Origin of the sequence: Mycobacterium sp. AT1 (genome assembly GCF_002043095.1) — a bacterium.
Lineage (GTDB): Bacteria > Actinomycetota > Actinomycetes > Mycobacteriales > Mycobacteriaceae > Mycobacterium.
Map to the genome: position 1 here is coordinate 1 of NZ_MVOC01000075.1, position 18694 is coordinate 18694.

Below are 18694 nucleotides of genomic sequence, written 5' to 3' on the forward strand. Positions count from 1 at the left end.
GCGCAGGCGGCGGACTCCACCCGCGACCACGACTCCACCGCGGAGGCACCCGAGGTACCGACCGCGGTGGCCACCAACGATTCGAACATACAAGCGACTCTACCGCCGCACGCCGACGGGCAACAGATCATTCCACCAGCCTGTGGATAACTCCAAACAGTCAGTGCCGCATGCCAATTGCTAGACAGTCTTGACGGTCCCGCCCACCTCGATGTCGGCGCCGACCACCGACGCCGCGGCTTCGGAGACGCCCGAGGGGAATGCCGCCCAGTGAATCCATCAGCGTCTGCAAGGCGGCTTCCTCATCCGTTCCCGCCGCTCTGGCGATCATTGCGACGAGCGCGTCCGCAGGGCCGCCTTGGCCGGGGCGTATCCCAGCGTGCCGTCATACAGGGGCCCTGTATGGACCCACGTGCACGATCGCACCCGACCCGGCGGCGATCCCCGCCGGCGCCAACGCACGGTCCAGCCGTACCGCACCCAGCAGATTCAGACGCCGCGAATCCACCTGAGGGAGAAAATGATTCGCCCGCCACGTGGATCAGGATTTGCGCACAGCCGCCCCGTCGGGAGTGGTGACGTCGGCCGTTCAGATTCATGCTCGTGTGACCACCGTGAGGTCTCCCCCAGCAGGAGGGTCAAACGCCGGGTGGGAAGTTCTCGATCCAGTGCCGCGCGACGTCGACTCTGCGCGCAACCCAGACCCCGTCGTGCGCCTGCACGTGGTCGAGGAACCGGCCCAGCGCGGCGGTCCTGGCTGGCCGGCCGACGAGCCGACAGTGCAGGCCCACCGACAGCATCTTCGGAGCCCCGGACGCACCCTCGGCGTACAGCACGTCGAACGCGTCACGCAGGTAGGTGAAGAACTCGTCGCCGGAGGGAAAGCCGCTGGCGGACACGTACTTCATGTCGTTGGTGTCCAACGTGTACGGCACGACGAGGTGGTCCTTGCCCGCGACCGTCGTCCAATACGGGAGGTCGTCGGCGTAGGAGTCCGAGTCGTACAGGAAGCCGCCGTGGTCGACGACGAGCCCGCGAGTCCGAGGGGAATCCCGACCGGTGTACCAGCCCAGCGGCGCCTGGCCGGTCAACTCCGTGAGGATGCGGACCGCCTCGGCCATGTCGGCGCGTTCGACGTCCGCGTCGACGAGCTGGTAGCTCCGCCACTTCAGGCCGTGGCAGGCGATCTCGTCTCCGCGTGCCAAGAAGGCCGCCACCGCCTCGGGGTTGCGCGCCAGTGCCGTCGCGACACCGAAGATGGTCAGCGGTAGTCGACGGTCGTCGAACATTCGCAGCACCCGCCACAAACCGGCCCTAGAGCCGTACTCGTAAAGTGACTCCATGCTCATGTGGCGATTCGGAAATGCCTGTGCGCCAACGATTTCGGACAGGAACGTCTCAGATGACTCGTCCCCGTGCAGGACGTTGTTCTCGCCGCCCTCCTCGTAGTTGAGGACGAACTGCAGGGCGATGTTGGCGCCGCCCGGCCAGTGCGGATGCGGTGGATTCTGCCCATACCCGACCATGTCGCGGGGATAGTCGTCGGCGGTCGGCGTCATGGTGGGATTGTCGCAGCGAATCCCTACGGATTCCTGACGAGCGTCCACCTCGACGTTTTTCCGCGGCGCACTACGGGGAAGATCAGGGGCATGCCAACGTTGCTGTGGTTCCGGCGCGACCTTCGCCTCCACGATCTGCCCGCGTTGCTCGACGCTGCCAAGGACGATCAGGAGGTCCTCGCCTGCTACGTACTCGACCCGCGCTTGAAGGCGTCGTCGGGCTCACGGCGACTGAAATATCTGTACGACGCGCTGCGAGAGTTGCGCGACGGGCTCGACGGCAGATTGCTGGTCGTCGAGGGACGGGCCGAGGACTGCATCCCCGCCTTGGTGAAGAAGACCGAGGCCACGTCCGTTCACGTGTCTGGTGACTACTTCCCGTTCGGGCTGCGCAGGGACGAGGCCGTCCGCGAGGCACTGGGCGAGGTGCCGCTCGAGGCGTCTGGGTCGCCCTACCTGGTCTCCCCCGGGCGCGTGACGAAGGACGACGGCACGCCGTACAAGGTCTTCACGCCGTTCTACTCGGCGTGGAAGGCACACGGCTGGCGGGCGCCCGCTCGCACGGGGGCGAAGACGGCACGGTGGATCGACCCGGCCGACGTGGGTGGTGGCGTCGACGTCCCCGCCGGTGACGCCGAACTGGATCACCCGGCCGGTGAGGCCGCGGCACGAAAGGCGTGGAAGGCTTTCGTCTCCTCGACACTGGAGGACTACGCCGACGACCGCAACCGGCCGGATCACGACGGCACCAGCCGGATGTCGGCGCACCTCAAGTTCGGCACCATCCACCCGCGGACGATGGCCGCCGATCTGGGCGGCGGCACCGGCGCGCAGGCCTATTTGCGTGAGCTCGCGTTCCGCGACTTCTACGCCAACGTCGTCTACTCGTGGCCCGAGAGCACGTGGTGGAACTGGAACACGAACTTCGACCGCATCGAGGTCGACGACGATCAGGACGCCAAGAAGCGGTTCGAGACGTGGAAGGCGGGCAAGACGGGTTTCCCGATCGTGGACGCCGGGATGCGTCAGCTGGCCGAGACCGGTTTCATGCACAACCGGGTGCGGATGATCACCGCGTCGTTCCTGGTGAAGGATCTACATCTGCCGTGGCAGTGGGGCGCCCGCTGGTTCCTCGAGCAACTCACCGACGGTGACATGGCGAGCAATCAGCACGGCTGGCAGTGGGCTGCGGGCTGCGGCACCGACGCCGCGCCGTACTTCCGGGTGTTCAACCCGACCACCCAGGGCAACAAGTTCGACCCCGACGGCGCATACGTCAGCCGGTGGGTACCGGAGTTTGGCGGTGACGACTACCCCGAGCCGATGGTCGACCACGCCGCCGAACGCATCGAGGCACTACGGCGATACGAGGCCGTCCGCTAAGTACGACGTGTTGTCGTATGCCAGAATGGGCGCAGTTGACCGGACCCCCTGAGGAGCTAGCGTGGCGAACACCGAGGTCGAACGGCATACCGGCGTAGACGTCGAGGACGTGCCGTCGGCGAACTGGGGTTGGTCGAAGCAGAGTCATCGAGTGAATCAGATCGGTGGCATCCTGGCCGGCTTCTTCATGCTCGCCATGCTTCGTGGCAATCACGTCGGGCACGTCGAGGACGTCTTCCTCGTCGGATTCGCGCTGGCGATTTGGGCAATCGTGTTCCGCGACTGGTGGATGCGCCGTCGCGGCTGGACCCGCTAGCCCGACACCGTCGCCTCCGCGAGGGGCATCGCGTCGCTCACGTCGGTGAGCACGTCGGACAATCCGGCAGCGCTGCGCAGTGCGACGAATGATCGGAACATTGCGTCCGTCACCTCGTGTGGGTCCTCTGTCGTCAGATCGTCGGTGAGCACCGAGACGTTGAGTTGGTCGACGTAACTCCACACCGTGACGTTCATGCCGCTCCCGGCGACCAATGGGCCGACGGAATAGATCTCGCTGATCACCGCTCCCCCGAACGATCCTCGCTCCCTCGGTCCTGGCACGTTGGAGACCGTCAGGTTGAAGATCATGCTGGACTCCATCCGCCTGGACTGCCAGCGGAACGCCGGCGGCGCCATCGCCGGCGGCAGGAAGTTCAACCACGTCGGGATCAGCTTGGGGCCGAGCAGGTGGTTGTTCTCCTTGGCGATCGCCGTGGCCGTGGCCGTCAGCCGAACCCGTTCGACCGGATCGGCGACGTGGACGGCCAATGACGGCGTCATGTAGGTGAACTCGTTGCCCGCCAATCGATCCGGGTCGCCGTAGCTGACCGGCACCCCGGCGATCAGCGGCGCGTCGGCGGCTCCGTCGTACTTCAGGAGCAGCTCGCGCAGCGCCCCGGCGACGGTGGCGAGGACGACGTCGTTGACCGTCACCCCGAGGGTCTTCGCCGCCTCCTTGACGTCGGCCAAGGCCAACGGCGCGGTCGCGAACCGGCGCGCCGGCGACACGACGTGGTTGAGGAACGTCGGCGGCGGGGCGAAGTTGGGCGCCAGTTCGGGGTGGCGTCCACGTTCCTTGGCACGACGACGCACTCGCGAGACACCGCGGGCGGTCTCGGCGAGAAGCATTGGCAGCCACCGAATCTGGCGGGCGTGGTCGCGGCCGGCGGCCAGCATCAGTCCGCTCGTCGTGCGCTCGCGCTCCTCGGTGTGGATTGCCTTCGCCGGGAAATCGGGCGGCTCGGCCTGGATGGCCCAGCCCAGCTGATTCGCCGAGGCGACGCCGTCGGCCAGCACGTGGTGGACCTTGTGGATGATCGCGACGCGGTCGCCGACGAGGCCCTCGGCGACGTACATCTCCCACAGCGGGCGGCTGCGATCCAGTGGGGTGCCCGCGATTTCGCCGATGAGTTGGTCGAGTTCGCGTCGCCCTCCCGGCGCGGGCACCGACACCCGGCGGACGTGGTAGTCGAAGTCGACGTCCGCGTTCTCGGTCCACATGGGGTGGTGGAACCTCATCGGGACGTCGACGAGTTGGTAGCGCAGCGGGGTCAGGGCACGCAACCTCGGCTCGGCCACCCGACGGAACAGCTCGTAGGTGAATTCGCCGTCGAGTTGCGAGACGTCGAGGATGCCGATCTTCAAGGTGTGCATGTGAATCTCGGGGGCCTCGGTGTACAGCAGCAAGGCGTCCACGCCGTTGAGCCGTCTCATCGCGCCCTCGATTCTCTATCCCTCCGCGGCGAGTTGACCGCAGGCAGCGGCAATTTCACGACCCCGGGTATCGCGCACGGTACAGGAAACACCGCGTTCGCGGACCCGCCTGACGAACTCTCGCTCGGCCGGCTTGGGACTGGCGTCCCACTTCGAGCCCGGGGTCGGGTTCAGCGGGATGACGTTGACGTGGACCAGCGGCCCGAGCGCGCCGTGCAGCTTCTTGCCGAGCAGGTCACCGCGCCACGGCTGATCGTTGACGTCGCGGATGAGCGCGTACTCGATGGACACGCGGCGTCCGGTCTCGTCGGCGTAATACCTTGCGGCTTCGAGGACTTCGCCGACGTTCCACTTGTTGTTCACCGGCACCAGGGTGTCGCGAAGCTCGTCGTCGGGGGCGTGCAGGGACAGCGCCAACGTCACCCCGAGCCGTTCGTCGGCCAGCTTGCGGATGGCCGGTGCGAGCCCGACGGTCGACACCGTGACCGAGCGCGCCGAGATGCCGAACCCGTGCGGCGCGGGCGCGATGATGCGTTTGACCGCGGCGAGCACACGGTTGTAGTTGGCCAGGGGCTCACCCATCCCCATGAAGACGACGTTCGACAGTCGCCCGTCGTGATCGTCGCGCATCACGGCCGCCGCGGCGCGGACCTGTTCGAGAATCTCTGCGGTGCTGAGGTTTCTGGTCAGGCCGCCTTGCCCGGTGGCGCAGAACGGGCAGGCCATGCCACACCCGGCCTGAGACGACAGGCACAGCGTGCTGCGGTTGGGATACCGCATCAGCACCGATTCGATGGTGGTGCCGTCGTTCGCGCGCCACAACGTCTTCCTGGTCTCTGCGTCGTCGCACTCGACGGAGCGCACCACGTCGAGCAGACGCGGAAACAGCGTCTCGGCGACCTGGTCGCGGGTCGCGGCCGGCAGATCGGTCATGGCGTGTGGGTCGGCGATCAGCCTGCCGAAGTACTGATTCGCCAACTGCTTGCCACGGAAGGCGGGCAGTCCGAGCTCGGCGACGGCAACGCCGCGAGCGTCGTCGTCGAGGTCGGCGAAGTGGCGCGGGGGCTTCCCGCGTTTGGGCGCGTCGAACACCAATGGAAGTTTCATGGTCCCGCTCATTATCAGCCCTGTTCACTCAAAACGTCACGGACGGCCCGGTCGACGGCGGCCAGGGCGTCGGCGTCGACGCCGGCCCGGCCCCGCACGCACACCGTTGCGCGGCTGGTGGGTGGTAGCCCCTCGGCGAGGCACAGGCCGTCGGGGAGTCGTCCGATCATGGGCAGCAGCGCAACGCCGAGGCCGGAACGGACGGCCGCGAACAGGCCGGACAGATCGGAACTCTCGGCGGCGATCCGGTACGGGACGCCGATGCGATCCAGTGCGGCGAACGTCGGCTCGCGCAGCGTGCACGGTTCGGAGAACATCACCACTGGCAGCGGATCGTTTGCCGGCATCGAAAAGGTCCGGCTTGAAATCCACTTCAGCGCAACGACGCCCGAGGCGTTGGCCGGATCCAGCCCCGAGCCGTCGAGCATCACCGCCAGGTCGAGGGAGCCGTGGTCGATCGCGTCGGCGAGCGTCACGTTGCGGTCCAGCCGGAATCTCAGCCGCCATTCGGGCAACCGCTTGCCGAGCGCGCCGGTCAGGCCGGGCAGCAAGACGTCGGCGCCGTGCTCGGTGGCGCCGATCACCAGCACCCGCTCCTCGGCCGCACCGAGATCGGTGAGCGCCGCGTCGTGCGCGGCGAGGATGGTTCGGGCGTGGGCGAGCAGTCGATGGCCCAACTCGGTGAAGGCGACGCCGCGACCGGACTTCTCGACGACCGGTCCTCCGACGACGGCCTCGATCCGCCGGACGTGCTGGCTGACGGCGGACTGGGTGAGGTGCAGAACGGTCGCGGCACGGTGAAATCCGCCACAGTCGGCGACGGCGACCACGCTCCGCAGCGGCGCGATGTCCAGGACCTGACTCACGCTGACAAGGTACTCCGATCAGCATCGACGATCAAAGAGCCGCCTTTGTGCCCGCAGGGCGTCGTCGCATCCGGGCAATCGATCAGCACAGGCGATCGAATTCGATCACCGATATTCGTTGGACGCCGCCGACGGCCGTCCGCACGATGGGTCCATGACCCCCACCCGCATGCCGATCCAGACGACGGTGGCCGTGACGTTCTTCTATGCGCTCGGCTACCCGATCGGCAACATGGCGGTCAACGCGATGTCCCCGATGGCGGTGCTGGCCTTCCGCTTCGGCCTTGCTGGGGTGATCCTCGGGTCGTGGGCCGCGCTCGCCAAGGTGCGCTGGCCGAGGGGGCGTGTGCTCGGCCACGTCGCCGTCACGGGTCTGCTTATGCAAGCGGTGCAGTTCTGTGCGCTCTATCTCGCCATCCAGCATGGGGCGCCCGCGGTTTTGTGCGCCGTCGTCGTCGCGATGAATCCCGTTGCCACCGCGATGCTCGCCGCGGCGTTCCTGAAGGACCGCCTCACGCCACTTCGAGTCCTCGCGCTGGTGCTCGGCGTCTTCGCGGTGCTCGCGGCCTGCGCCAGTCGGCTTATCTCCGAACGCGGCGTCGACCCTGCGGTCCTGCTGCTCTTGGTCGCACTGGTCGGCTTGGCGGCCGGCGGGGTCTACCAGCAACGGTTCTGCGCCGACGTCGACTTCCGCGCCTCGACGGCCGTGCAAAACGCCGTCGCGCTGATTCCGGCAGTGGCCCTGACCGTCACGACGCCGTTCGCGGTGCACGATCCGACGAAGGCCGCGTTCGCGGTGGCCGGCGTGGTGCTGCTCAACGCGACCCTTGGCGTCTCGCTGTACGTGCGGGCGATCAACCTGCACGGCGCCGCGGCGGTGTCCATGCTGTTCTGCGTGATCCCCGCCGTCGCGGGCGTGCTGTCCTGGCTGATGCTTGGCCAGCGGGTGGACGTCGGGGTCGGGGTGGGTCTGGTGCTCGGAGCGGTGGCCTGCTGGCTCAACTCGCGGGGATCCCGGTCAGGCAAGAAGCGTCAGGACGACCCACGTCGCGACGGCCGACGGCAGGACCGAGTCGAGCCGGTCCATCAGCCCGCCGTGGCCGGGTAGCAGCGTGCCCATGTCCTTGATGCCAAGGTCGCGCTTGACCTGAGACTCGATGAGGTCGCCGAGCGTGCCGGTGATGACGAGCATCAGGCCCAGCGGAATGCCGACCCAGGCCGGCTTCTCGAGCAGGAACGTCACGGCGAGCACCGACGCGGCGGTCCCGAAGATCAGCGACCCGGCGAAGCCCTCCCAGGACTTCTTCGGGCTGATCGCCGGCACCATCGGGTGCTTGCCGAACAGCACTCCCGCGGCGTAGCCGCCGATGTCGGAGAAGACGACGCCGAGCATCAGGCAGAGCACGCGCCAGCGGCCGTCCTCCGGATACACCAGCAGGACGCCGAACGCGCCGAACAGCGGAATCCAGGCGGCCAGGAAGATCGTCGTGGTGACGTCGCGCAGGTAGTTCACCGGGGCGTTCGTCATGCCACCGGAGAGCAACCGCCAGATCATGCAGACCACGACCGTGGCGCCGAACGCGCCAAGGGCGCCCGCGGGGCCGAAGGGCCAGGTCAGCCACACCATGGCCTGACCGCCGACCAGCAGCGGGACGATCGGGATCGAATACCCCGCCGTGCGCAGACGCTTGACGACCTCGTGGGTGGCGACGGCCATCGCGACCGCCACGACCGGAACCCAGCCCAACGGCGCGAACACCAGGATTGCGATGACGCCGAAGCCGAGGAACGCTCCGACCCCGATGGCGGCGGGAAGGTTGCGTCCCGCCCGGCCCGCCTTCTTCGTGGGCTCGGGTGTCCCGGCTCCGTCGGTGGAGGCCGTGTCGGTGTCTGCCACCGTGCTGTTGCTGAAGGTCAGGTCTGCTGCGACCTAGACCTCCAGCAGCTCGCCTTCTTTGTGCTTCACCAGGTCGTCGATCTGGGCGGTGTAGGTCTGGGTGCTCTTGTCCAGGTCCTTCTCCGCGCGCCCGACCTCGTCCTCGCCGGCCTCGCCGTCCTTCTTGATGCGCGCGAGCTCCTCCATGGCCTTGCGGCGGATGTTGCGCACGGTGACCTTGGCGTCCTCGCCCTTGCCCTTGGCCTGCTTGACCAGTTCGCGGCGGCGTTCCTCGGTCAGCTGTGGGATCGAGATCCTGATGACGTTGCCGTCGTTGCCAGGGTTGACGCCGAGATCGGAGTTGCGGATCGCATCCTCGATGGGACGCAACTGGTTCGCCTCGTAGGGCTTGATGACGACGAGCCGGGCTTCCGGCACGTTGATGCTGGAGAGCTGGGTGATCGGCGTCGGCGAACCGTAGTACTCGATCTTGATCCGGTTGAACATGCCGGGATTGGCGCGACCGGTGCGGATGGACGACAGGTCGTCCCGGGCGACCGAGACCGCCTTCTCCATCTTCTCCTCGGCTTCGAAGAGGGTTTCGTCGATCACTTCATATTCTCCCGTCGCTGTCGCTCGCCCCACCCGTCAGGTGGTGACCAGCGTCCCAATCTTCTCACCCGCCACCGCCCGGGCGATATTCCCGTCGACGAGCAGGTTGAACACCAGGATCGGCATGCGGTTGTCCATGCAAAGGCTGAACGCCGTCGCGTCGGCCACCTGCAGGCCGCGGTCGATGACTTCCCGGTGGGTGATGGACTTGAGCAGCTCGGCGTCGGGGTTCGTCCGTGGGTCGTCGGTGTAGACGCCGTCGACCGCCTTGGCCATCAAGACGACGTCGGCGCCAATCTCGAGTGCGCGTTGCGCGGCGGTGGTGTCGGTCGAGAAGTAGGGCAGGCCCATGCCGGCGCCGAAGATGACGACGCGCCCCTTCTCCAGATGCCGACGGGCGCGACCGGGGATGTACGGCTCGGCGACCTGGCCCATGGTGATGGCGGTCTGCACCCGGGTGTCGATGCCTTCCTTCTCCAGGAAGTCTTGCAGCGCAAGGCTGTTCATCACGGTGCCGAGCATGCCCATGTAGTCGGAGCGACTGCGCTCCATACCGCGCTGCTGCAGCTGCGCGCCGCGGAAGAAGTTGCCTCCGCCGATGACCACGGCGACGTGAACGCCGCCACGCACCACTTCGGCGATCTGCCGGGCGACCAAGGCGACCACGTCGGGATCGAGGCCGACCTGTCCCCCGCCGAACATCTCGCCTCCCAGTTTGAGCAGGACACGCGAATAGCCCGGTCGCTCAGGTGGGTCCGCCAGGACCGTTTCCGCCATGACACTCCTTCGGTCCGCACGCGAGTGTCCCCAATCCTGCCAAACGGCTCGACGGGAGGAGCGAAGGGGTAAGCGCTAACCCAGACGAGCCGACAGCAACCACGCGGGCATCGACATGCGGCCATTGCCCTCGTCACGGACGCCCGAGCCGGCGAATTCGGCCGACGCGGTGGGATTTTGCGCGGCCGTGGCGTGGATGCGGGCAGGCCGGACGTCGTCGACGACCCAGTACTTCGACACCGCGTCGCGCAGTTCCTGCTCGGTGACGGGGTTCATCGGGACGTCGTCGGGCATCCCGGCACGGTCGAACACCAGGACGTAGTACGACGCGCCAGGCGCGGCGGCGCGGACGATCGACTGCTGGTATCCATCGCGCAGTTCGACCGGCATGGAGTGGAACAGGGTGCAGTCGACGATGGTGCCGAAGCGTCCGTCGTATCCGGTGAACGCGCTGATGTCGGCGACGTCGAAGGTGGCCGAGCTCAGGCCGCGACGGGCGGCCTCGGCGCTTGCCAGCTCGATCGCGGTCGCGGACTGGTCCAGTCCGACGGTGGTGAAGCCACGTTCGGCGAGCGCGATGGCGGTCGCGGCCTCGCCGCAGCCGGCGTCCAGGACGTCGCCGTGGAACTTGCCTGCCTCGATCAGCGCGGCGATCTCGGGTTGCGGCTCACCGATGCTCCACGGCGGCTTGGTACCGAGACCCAACTGCTCCGCCTCGCCTCGGTAGGCGGCGTCGAACATGACTTCGAGTGGATTGCTCATACCGTCATGCTTATCAATCTAGTTGATATATGTCAAGATGATTGACATGAGTCACGACGACGCCGACGAACCGCTTGGCTACCTCCTGCACAGGCTGACGACGGCACTGCGCGCGGAGGTCACCTCGATCGCGCTCGAACCGGTGGGAGTGTCCTTCCCCCAGTACATTTGCATGCGCATCCTGTCGCAGTACCCCGGCCGATCCAACGCCGAACTCGCGCGTGAGGTGATGGTCTCCCCGCAGGCGATGAACATCGTGGTGCGCGGCCTGCAGGATCGGCAGCTGGTTGCCCGCCCCGCCACCGTGGCGGCCGGCCGCTCACTGCCCGCCGAGCTGACCCGCGACGGCCGGGCCCTTCTCCGGCAGATCGACGAACACGTCCGCGAGGCGGAGCGCCGAGTGCTCGAACCTCTGACACCCGCGCAGCGAACCGACTTCAAGGAGCTGCTCGGCGCGTTGAGTTAAACGATCACACCCGGGTGACCACCGGCGGCACCCAACGGCCGTCGAGCACCTCGGCCTTCGGCGCGTACAGACGCATCGTCACCCCCAGTGGGCCCAACGGAGCCGGAAGCCAATTGGATTCCCGCTCCGGCCCCGGATGGGCATGCTGCACATAGAGGGTCAGAGACCCGTCGGCGCCGTAGGTCAGCGCATCGCGATCGCCGATGGCAAACCTGTCGAGCTCGTTGGCGACCTGGAAACCCTCGGCGTCGTACATCGTCACCGACCAGAACGCCGACACCGGTGGCAACGCGTCGGCATCGAAGTGGATGACGTAGTCCTGGTCCCCGGTAATCGGATCACCGTCGGCGTCGACGTTGAGCAGCGGATAGACGGCGTCCTCCGGCGGGTTGGCCCCCAGGCCGATGAGCGTGACCACCGCACGTTGGAAGTAGGCGTTGCCGTAGACACCGATGTTGGAGGTCATCACCGTCCAGCCGTTGACGCTGTTGCCCAGCGTGGGCAGCGACGCCAGCATGTCGGCCAGCGCATCGGCCCTGCCGGCCTCGATCTCGGACCGCTCGTCGGCGCTGAAGCGGCTCGCGTCGAAGGGTGCTCCCGGGGTTATGCCCAGCCGCGCGATCCTGGCGAGTTGAGAGAAGTCAGAGGCGTGCGGCGGGTTGACCGCCAGCAGATCGGCTGCGTAGGAGAAGAAGTCGAACGCCGACATCCCGTTGACCGTCTTCAAGGGCTCGGTCGTGACGTCGTGGTCGGGGTCGATCACGAAGTCGGATGCACCGCCCAAGGGGGTGATGACGTAGCCGTCCTGCACCGCATGCACGGCCGGATAGTCCGCCACGCCGTTCGTCTGAGTGCGGCCGATGATCCACACGTACGGCGTAGGGGCGGTGATGACCGGCAGCCCGTCGGGCAGTTCGCCGGTATGACCGGGCCCGACGACGACCCACTCCGCGGCGTCGGTCCCCGTCGTCCGCTTGCCAGGGTTGGCGAACACGTCGGTCCACATGTCAATGCACGGCAGCATGTAGTAACGGTCGTCCGTGTCCGGAGCGGACAGTTTCACCGGGCCCGCGGTCAGGTCGAGCCACGCCGACGAATAAAGCGTGTCGAAGTTCGGTCGGACCACGGCGCGGAAGTCGGCGGTGGGGAACGCCCGGATGTGCGAGAACCGGTTCGGCGGACCCGAACCCGGTCCGCTGCCTGCCGGCATGTTCAGTGCCTGCAGCCGCGTGACGTCCATCATCACCAGCGGATAGAGGTAGACGAACGCCTCGTAGCCGAGTGTGCGGGGGTCGTCGGACAGTGTGCTCACGAGTGTGCCTCCGGTGCCGGGCCCCGTGGTCTCGAGGCCACGGCACCGAAGGCTACTCCTGTGTCAGGACTCCAGCGCCCGTTCCGCTACCGGCAATCCCGCGTGGTGCGCACCATGGCATGCCTTCGGCGGTGTCGGCGGGATGTCCAGCGCCGGGTTGCCGTCGAAGAAGCCGATCGGCTTGAGGTGGAATCCCGTGTACGCACAAGGCATTACGGGCCAGTCCTCCGGCCGGACCACGTGGTGGGCGCCCAGGGTGTACCAGAGCACGACGTCGGTGTCCTCGAGCGGTGCGTCGTCGGCGACGAAGTCAGGCAGGCCCTGGGCGTCGGCGGACTGGTACATGTAGTCACCCGCGGCGAACTTCTCCGCCTCGTCGTACTTCGTCACCCACAAGTTGTGCTGGATGAACCGCGCCCGGTCGTAGATGTAGGAGCCCTCCTGCACCATGACGGGCACTATGTCCTTGGGCACCAGCTTGTAGGCCGTCGGGCTGCCGAGTTCGTTCTTCTTCGAAGGGTTGGTGATCTTCCAGTACCGGCCGGTCTTCCAGTCCCAGTCGCGGGCACCTTCGGCCTCTGACGCCACCAGAGTGTCCTTGGTGATCCACGCGTTGTGGTGCGGGTTGAGTGCCGGATCGGGCTCGGGGATCGAATCCACCTCGTAGACACTGTTTCCCGGTCCGTCGACGCTCATGTCGAGCCGGAAGTTGAAGAAGTGCTGGTGGTTCGGTCCGTAGACGCCTGGGGCGACGAGCTTGCCCCAGCGGGGCACCTCGCCCTCGGCGATCGAGCCGGTGGTGAGCACGCCGGACAGCTTGACCTCGACCTCGATGGACGCGTCGTTGTAGAAGTACCAGAAGAAGCCGTACTCGTAGTTGCCGACGGTGCAGATCATCGAGACGACCAACCGACGAGAGCGCCGCACCTCCACCTCGCCGGTGCGAAAGTCGGTGTGCTTCCAGGAGATTCCGTAGTCCTCCTCGTGCATGCAGATCGCGTTCGGGATGGTGACGGGGTTGCCGTCGGAGTCGTTGACCGTGCCGTCGAAGTAGTGGATCTCGCCGAGACAGTCGCAGCCCAACGTCAGCGGGTTGGCCGAGAAGCCCATTCCGACCTCGCCCATGTCGAAGACGTTCTTGTTCCAGTGCGTCGGCGAGGTGTCGCCGTAGGGAACCACCATCTCCGACAGCGACCCGCGGTACATGATCGGCCTGGTCTCACCGCGGTCGGTGTAGGTCACCTCGTGCAGCGTGATGCCCTCGCGCGGGTTGAAGCCGATGCGCAGTGACCACTTCTGCCACGTGACCTGCCACCCGTCGACGGTGAAGCTGGGGCCCTCTGGCTGGGTGATCTCGATCGGCTTGACGTCGGAACGGAATTCGGTGAACGCGGGCCGGTTGTTGGGGTCGAACATGAACTTCGGGTCGTAGTTGCCCGCCGTCGGCGGCATCGGCACCACCCCGTGGTCCTCGATGTCGAGGACCACCATGTCGTCGAGGTCGAACGTGACGATGAGGCCCTCGACGGGCCGCGCGTAGCCGTGCTCGGACGGCGCCGCGCGCATGAACGTCAGTGGTCGGCAGATCAGTGGCGAGTTGTCGTAGTGATCGCCCTGGCCGTAGTAGCCGGCCGGCCACGGGTCGATCATCGCCAGGCTGAAGTCGGTGATGCCGCGCTTGCGCATCGCCTCCTGCCACCGCGGGTCCTCGCGGACCTTCTCCTCGACTCCGGTCATGTGCTCGACCAGGTAGGACGGAAAGCGGCCGGGAATGGCCTTCCACGACTCGATCATGCTGGCGCCGAGGTCGACGACCGCCTCGTAGATCAGCTTCGCCGCGGCGTCGTACATCGTGGCGAAGGCGCAGCGCGGCACGTCGAGACCGCTGAACGTCAGTTCGGCGGTCTTCGCCGGCTCGGCCAGCTGGATCATCACGAACTTCAGTGTCGGCGAGGCATATTCGGATGCCATGACGATCGCCGCCGCGGCTTGAATTTCCTCGCCCGAGAGTGGGTCCAGAGGGTAGCCGGTGGCGCCCTCGGTGGCGGCGGCGCTGCGCGTGGTGCTGTCCAGTGTCATCGGTTCAGACTCCGTCGGTGGTTGGGTCGGACTTCGTGAGGTCGAAGACCGCCAGATGCGCCAGCGAGTCCTCCTTGCTCACCTTGCGGGCCGAGCGCTTGCCGAAGACGAACACGATCAGGCCAAGGGCGAACATGCCGAGGCTGATCCCGCCGACCCAGGTCATCCAGGTCGACTGCGGCACGTCGATCCACGGCGTCACGAACGAGTAGTAGACGCCGCCGATGGTGGCGATCGTGCCGACCACCACGACGATCCACACTCCCACCATGCCACCGGGGATGCGCCAGAACTTCTCGTTCTCGTAGCGGTCCGCGTACTTCTTCCGCGCGATGACCACCGGGATCAGGAAGAAGAAGCCCGACAGCAACCAGACGGTGCTCAGGCCGCCCTGCAGGTAGATGGTCACGTTCGCCATGCTGCTCTGCGAGTACAGCCCTACCAGGATCAGCGACGACAGCACACCCTGAATCAGAATGGCGGTCACCGGGTTGCGGGTGCGCGGATTGAGGTGGGTGAAGATGCGCGGCAGGTGCCGCTCCAGACCCGAGACGAAGATCAGCCGCGAGTAGGCGACCTGATAGGTCATGAGAGCCACGATGATGATGCCGGCGAGCACGACGGCACAGACCTCCATGAGACCCGGGAAGCCAGACATGCCCAGCGCGCCGATGACTCCGGTGACGGGATCGATCTGGTCACCGGGCAGCGCCATCATGGTGCCAAGCGTCGTCAGCAGGTAGATGGCCACCAGGGCGGTCGAACCCCACAGGATCATCTTGGGCCCACTCTTGCGGACCGACAAGAATTCCGCGCCCATGTTGTACGGCGTCTCGACGCCGAGCAGGTACAGCAGCACGGTGCCGTAGAGGAAGCCCGCGACGGCGAAGTTCGGCACCGTCGCCTCGTGCCAGTCGAAGGGAGTGGCCGAGCCGTTCTTGACGGCGAACAGCAGGCCGCAGACGAAGATCGTCAGCGTCAGTACGCCGTATACGACGAAGACGACGTTCATGATCTTCTGATTGGCGGCGAGTTTCGCCAGCGCCAGCCCGACGACCGTCCAGAGGATCACCAGCTGCAGGATGATGCTGGTCGTCAGCCCCAGTTCGGTGTGGAACGCCAGCAGCAGGAACTGCAGCACCACTGCGGGCGAGGACGCCGCGTTCAGGATCACCGGCACCCAGGACAGGTATCCGCCGACGAATCCCCATGTCTCGCCCATGGTTCGGTGCGCCCAGATGTACACCCCGCCCTGACCGGGCCACAGGTTTCCGAGTTCGACGACGGCCATGCCTGCGGGCACCAGGAAGCTGACGATGCCGAGCACCCACATGGGGATCGCGGTCCAGCCGCCTGCGGCCATCACCGACGATCCCGTCACCCAGCAGATGATGAATACGTATGCCGCGGTGAGGCCGAACGTGCTCATCACCTTGGGCAGGATTTGTTCGGGGACGAGTTCCGTCGTCATCAGCGCGTCGCGATCGGCGGTGCTGGCGGGCCGCGCGGCTTCCATCTCTTGAGTCACTGCGATTCCTTCGATCTCGGGCTGTCGGGTCAGGTGACTATCTGTCCGTCTCTCATCCGCACGACTCGACTGGCCTCCTCGGCCACGATCGGATCGTGGGTGCTGGCGACAACGGTGACGCCCATGGTCGAGCACAGGTCGCGCAGCATGCGCACGACCGTCTCGCCCGTCTTGTGGTCCAGGTTGGCCGTCGGCTCGTCCGCGAGGACCAGCGTCGGGTTGCTGATCAGCGAGCGCGCGATGGCCGTGCGCTGCTGTTCACCCCCGGACATCTTCGTCGGCTGGTGGTGTACCCGATGGCTAAGGCCGACCAGCTCGAGCAGTTCCATTGCCCTCTTGCGCAACGCCTTTCGGTCATACGGCTCGAACATCAGTGGAAGTTCGACGTTCTCGACCGCGGAGAGGAACGGGATCAGGTTGTAGCTCTGAAAGATGAAGCCGATGGTGTCGTGTCGCAGCGCGGCGAACTGGCTCTCGGTGAGCTGCCCGGTGTCCTTGCCCGCGACCGAGACCGAGCCCTTGGTGGGGCGGTCCAGTCCACCGATGATGTTGAGCAGCGTGGACTTTCCGCTTCCGCTGGGCCCCATCAGGCAGACGAACTCACCGGGCAACACCCGCAGGTCGGCGGCGACGAGGGCCTTGACCACCTCGTCGCCCAGCTTGTGCAGCTTCCACACGTCCGACACCTCGATTACCGGTGCCGCCTCCTGGCTGGGCGCGGCCACCGCCGCGGCCTGCTCCGTCGTGTTCTCGTCGTCGACGACCGTCATGAACTAACCTCCACCGGAGAGCGAGCGAATGGGTGGCCGCGACGCTGCGGTCCAGGTGGGCACGACGCTGGTGACCAGCGCGGCGACGATGCTGACGACCACGGCGATGCCCCCGCCGAGAAGCAATCCCCCGACGGCGACGCCGGTGGGCACGAAACCCGTTGCCCCGAGCGCCATGGCGACGGCGCCGGCCAGTGCCGCACCGACCACCGCGCCGAGCACGGCTGCCACCAACGGTTCGACGAGCAGTGCTGCGACGACGGGGGTACGCGGCACTCCGTTGGCGCCGAGCACGCCGAGTTCCCTGGTGCGGTGGGCGACCGTCCTGGTGGTGGCCACGGCCACCTCGACGACGCCGACCAGCAGAACGGTCACCGAGATGAGGATGACGGCTCGGCCGATCTCGTCGGCATGCCCGAGCGACGCGGACTGCGCCCGAATGCCGTCCTGCATGCCGAACACGAGGACCACCAGGAAGGCACCCGTTGCCGTGGTGACGACCGGCAGGATCATCTCACCGATTCGGCGGCGCGCGGCCAGCCAGCCGTAGGCCAAGCCTTTGGTCAACATCTACCGATCCCCCAACAGGTCGACGGGTCGCTGCTGCAACAGCCTGTGCACCGGCACCAGTGCCCCGACGATCGCCATCGCGGGCAGGAACGCGGCGACCATGGCCGAGGCCTGTAGCCACGCCGTCGGTGTCGCAATGCCCGGAATCACCAGTGCCACTGCGGCTCCCGCTCCCGCGATGCCGACCAGATAGGCGACCACGAACACGACGGCCGACTCGACGAGGAAGAAGTACAGCACCTCGTCGGCGAGCCCGATGCTCGACATGATGCCGAATTCGCGCTTGCGTTCCTGCACTGCCGCCAGGAACGACGACACCGCGATGACGAAGCCGAGCCCGAGACCGATGGTCGAAATCAACCCGAGCGTGGAGCTGGTCACCTTGCCGGAGAACAACGCCGAGAACTTCTGCTCGAAGGTCAGCGGCCCACTGCCGCCGACGGTGTCGTAGATCAGGCCGCTGCCGCTGGCGTCCGGCATCGTCGCGGGGTCGGCGGTGAACGGAAGTCCCGTCGCCGCCCCGAATGTCTGCGCGAGGGTGCGGTCCTTCTCCCGGCCGTCGGGGGCGAACACCGTCCACCACCCCCTCTCACCGACGACCGACCTCGCGAGGTCGGTCGAGACGATGGCGGATTGGCCGTCGCCCTCGACCCCCACGACCAGGCTCTGGCCGGCGATCTCCACCCGGTCACCGGGGGCGACACCGAGGCGGTCGGCCAGCGCCGACCCCAGAATGGTTTGGCCCGATGGCATTTCATCGCCGCTACGCAGCGACACCGCGTTCCCTGCCACGGTCGTCACGCCGGACAGCGTGTGAACGCCGGTCCATCCCGCGGGCAACGCCAATTCGGGCGCGGGCCCGTCGGCCACCAGTGCTTGCGCGTCAGGATCGAAGTGCACACCGGCGGCGGGCACCGCCCACAGTTGGGCACCGCCCAGCACGTCGGTCACCGAGTCGGCGCCGGTGATGGCGAAGCTCGAGGAGATGGTGCGGACGATGGTGACGCATGCGATCGCCAGTGCGATGCCAAGCACGGAGAGCACGAACCGCTCGGGTCGACGACGAATGTTCGCCAGCGCGAACCGGACCAGGTACCCGAAGGTATTCCCGGACGCAGTGGCGATCGCCGGTGCTCGGACGGTCGTCGATGCAGTGGGGTCCACACAGGCGATGTTCAGCTCGCCGTGTTTCTTCGGTTGCCACCGATGATGTCCGAAAGGTTAACTCGACCTAAGTCCGATTACGGTGTTGTGTCGCGCCCCGCAACGGATTTC

18 protein-coding genes are annotated in these 18694 nt (G+C 66.8%); 4 read left to right on the top strand and 14 right to left on the bottom strand.

Annotated elements, in window-relative coordinates; genetic code table 11:
- Positions 1–638 precede the first annotated feature (638 nt).
- On the bottom strand, positions 639–1559 hold the full coding sequence (gene puuE, locus B1790_RS30035; protein ID WP_079926937.1) for an allantoinase PuuE: 921 nt from the start codon (positions 1557–1559) through the stop codon (positions 639–641).
- 90 nt (positions 1560–1649) lie between these two features.
- Here puuE and B1790_RS30040 point away from each other — a divergent pair, with 90 nt between their 5' ends.
- Complete coding sequence (locus tag B1790_RS30040) at positions 1650–2942, top strand: deoxyribodipyrimidine photo-lyase (RefSeq protein ID WP_079926938.1); 1293 nt, start codon at positions 1650–1652, stop codon at positions 2940–2942.
- 61 nt (positions 2943–3003) lie between these two features.
- Positions 3004–3258, top strand: coding sequence for a DUF2631 domain-containing protein (locus B1790_RS30045; RefSeq protein ID WP_079926939.1), 255 nt, complete (start codon positions 3004–3006; stop codon positions 3256–3258).
- Here B1790_RS30045 and B1790_RS30050 read toward each other — a convergent pair.
- Genes B1790_RS30050 through B1790_RS30060 form a run of 3 tightly spaced genes read right to left on the bottom strand, consistent with a single transcriptional unit; the run spans position 3255 to position 6667 of the window.
- Positions 3255–4694 (bottom strand): wax ester/triacylglycerol synthase family O-acyltransferase, encoded by a 1440-nt coding sequence (locus B1790_RS30050; RefSeq protein WP_079926940.1) that lies wholly within the window; start codon positions 4692–4694, stop codon positions 3255–3257. The genes B1790_RS30045 and B1790_RS30050 overlap by 4 nt on opposite strands.
- A gap of 15 nt (positions 4695–4709) precedes the next feature.
- Complete coding sequence (rlmN, locus tag B1790_RS30055; RefSeq protein WP_079926983.1) at positions 4710–5801, bottom strand: 23S rRNA (adenine(2503)-C(2))-methyltransferase RlmN; 1092 nt, start codon at positions 5799–5801, stop codon at positions 4710–4712.
- Positions 5802–5815: 14 nt separating this feature from the next.
- The gene (locus B1790_RS30060; protein ID WP_079926941.1) at positions 5816–6667 is read right to left on the bottom strand and encodes a LysR substrate-binding domain-containing protein; all 852 of its coding nucleotides are present in this window, start codon (positions 6665–6667) and stop codon (positions 5816–5818) included.
- 169 nt (positions 6668–6836) lie between these two features.
- Here B1790_RS30060 and B1790_RS30065 point away from each other — a divergent pair, with 169 nt between their 5' ends.
- On the top strand, positions 6837–7775 hold the full coding sequence (locus B1790_RS30065; protein ID WP_079926984.1) for a DMT family transporter: 939 nt from the start codon (positions 6837–6839) through the stop codon (positions 7773–7775).
- Here the strand turns inward: B1790_RS30065 and B1790_RS30070 are convergent.
- The 4 genes from B1790_RS30070 to B1790_RS30085 form a co-directional block, all read right to left on the bottom strand.
- Entirely contained in the window at positions 7686–8564 is an 879-nt protein-coding gene (locus B1790_RS30070) for a phosphatidate cytidylyltransferase (protein WP_079926942.1), read from the bottom strand. The two genes, B1790_RS30065 and B1790_RS30070, sit on opposite strands and share 90 nt — an antisense overlap.
- A gap of 33 nt (positions 8565–8597) precedes the next feature.
- Positions 8598–9155: a ribosome recycling factor gene (gene frr / locus B1790_RS30075; protein WP_056548857.1), complete on the bottom strand. Its 558-nt coding sequence runs from the start codon at positions 9153–9155 to the stop codon at positions 8598–8600.
- Positions 9156–9191: 36 nt separating this feature from the next.
- The gene (gene pyrH / locus B1790_RS30080; RefSeq protein WP_079926943.1) at positions 9192–9932 is read right to left on the bottom strand and encodes a UMP kinase; all 741 of its coding nucleotides are present in this window, start codon (positions 9930–9932) and stop codon (positions 9192–9194) included.
- A 75-nt stretch (positions 9933–10007) separates the two neighbouring features.
- On the bottom strand, positions 10008–10694 hold the full coding sequence (locus B1790_RS30085) for a class I SAM-dependent methyltransferase (protein WP_079926944.1): 687 nt from the start codon (positions 10692–10694) through the stop codon (positions 10008–10010).
- A gap of 37 nt (positions 10695–10731) precedes the next feature.
- Between B1790_RS30085 and B1790_RS30090 the strand changes: the two genes are divergently transcribed.
- Positions 10732–11160: a MarR family winged helix-turn-helix transcriptional regulator gene (locus B1790_RS30090; RefSeq protein ID WP_079926945.1), complete on the top strand. Its 429-nt coding sequence runs from the start codon at positions 10732–10734 to the stop codon at positions 11158–11160.
- A 4-nt stretch (positions 11161–11164) separates the two neighbouring features.
- Here the strand turns inward: B1790_RS30090 and B1790_RS30095 are convergent, their stop codons facing one another.
- From B1790_RS30095 to B1790_RS30120, 6 genes are all read right to left on the bottom strand, one after another.
- Complete coding sequence (locus tag B1790_RS30095; protein ID WP_079926946.1) at positions 11165–12472, bottom strand: DUF1254 domain-containing protein; 1308 nt, start codon at positions 12470–12472, stop codon at positions 11165–11167.
- A gap of 63 nt (positions 12473–12535) precedes the next feature.
- Positions 12536–14551 (bottom strand): primary-amine oxidase, encoded by a 2016-nt coding sequence (locus B1790_RS30100; RefSeq protein WP_079926947.1) that lies wholly within the window; start codon positions 14549–14551, stop codon positions 12536–12538.
- 4 nt (positions 14552–14555) lie between these two features.
- The gene (locus B1790_RS30105) at positions 14556–16022 is read right to left on the bottom strand and encodes an APC family permease (protein WP_142271581.1); all 1467 of its coding nucleotides are present in this window, start codon (positions 16020–16022) and stop codon (positions 14556–14558) included.
- An 86-nt stretch (positions 16023–16108) separates the two neighbouring features.
- Positions 16109–16849 (bottom strand): ABC transporter ATP-binding protein, encoded by a 741-nt coding sequence (locus B1790_RS30110; protein WP_079926949.1) that lies wholly within the window; start codon positions 16847–16849, stop codon positions 16109–16111.
- A 3-nt stretch (positions 16850–16852) separates the two neighbouring features.
- Positions 16853–17419, bottom strand: a complete 567-nt coding sequence (locus B1790_RS30115; protein WP_079926950.1) for an FtsX-like permease family protein — start codon at positions 17417–17419, stop codon at positions 16853–16855.
- Positions 17420–18583: an ABC transporter permease gene (locus B1790_RS30120; RefSeq protein ID WP_233165386.1), complete on the bottom strand. Its 1164-nt coding sequence runs from the start codon at positions 18581–18583 to the stop codon at positions 17420–17422.
- Positions 18584–18694: the final 111 nt, after the last annotated feature.

Coding starts and splice junctions, on each gene's coding strand:
- B1790_RS30065 (WP_079926984.1), top strand. CDS start 6,837: ATGCCGATCCAGACGACGGTGGCCGTGACGTTCTTCTATGCGCTCGGC.
- pyrH (WP_079926943.1), bottom strand. CDS start 9,932: ATGGCGGAAACGGTCCTGGCGGACCCACCTGAGCGACCGGGCTATTCG.
- puuE (WP_079926937.1), bottom strand. CDS start 1,559: ATGACGCCGACCGCCGACGACTATCCCCGCGACATGGTCGGGTATGGG.
- B1790_RS30050 (WP_079926940.1), bottom strand. CDS start 4,694: ATGAGACGGCTCAACGGCGTGGACGCCTTGCTGCTGTACACCGAGGCC.
- B1790_RS30090 (WP_079926945.1), top strand. CDS start 10,732: ATGATTGACATGAGTCACGACGACGCCGACGAACCGCTTGGCTACCTC.
- B1790_RS30085 (WP_079926944.1), bottom strand. CDS start 10,694: ATGAGCAATCCACTCGAAGTCATGTTCGACGCCGCCTACCGAGGCGAG.
- rlmN (WP_079926983.1), bottom strand. CDS start 5,801: ATGAAACTTCCATTGGTGTTCGACGCGCCCAAACGCGGGAAGCCCCCG.
- B1790_RS30100 (WP_079926947.1), bottom strand. CDS start 14,551: ATGACACTGGACAGCACCACGCGCAGCGCCGCCGCCACCGAGGGCGCC.
- B1790_RS30115 (WP_079926950.1), bottom strand. CDS start 17,419: ATGTTGACCAAAGGCTTGGCCTACGGCTGGCTGGCCGCGCGCCGCCGA.
- B1790_RS30105 (WP_142271581.1), bottom strand. CDS start 16,022: ATGACGACGGAACTCGTCCCCGAACAAATCCTGCCCAAGGTGATGAGC.
- B1790_RS30040 (WP_079926938.1), top strand. CDS start 1,650: ATGCCAACGTTGCTGTGGTTCCGGCGCGACCTTCGCCTCCACGATCTG.
- B1790_RS30110 (WP_079926949.1), bottom strand. CDS start 16,849: ATGACGGTCGTCGACGACGAGAACACGACGGAGCAGGCCGCGGCGGTG.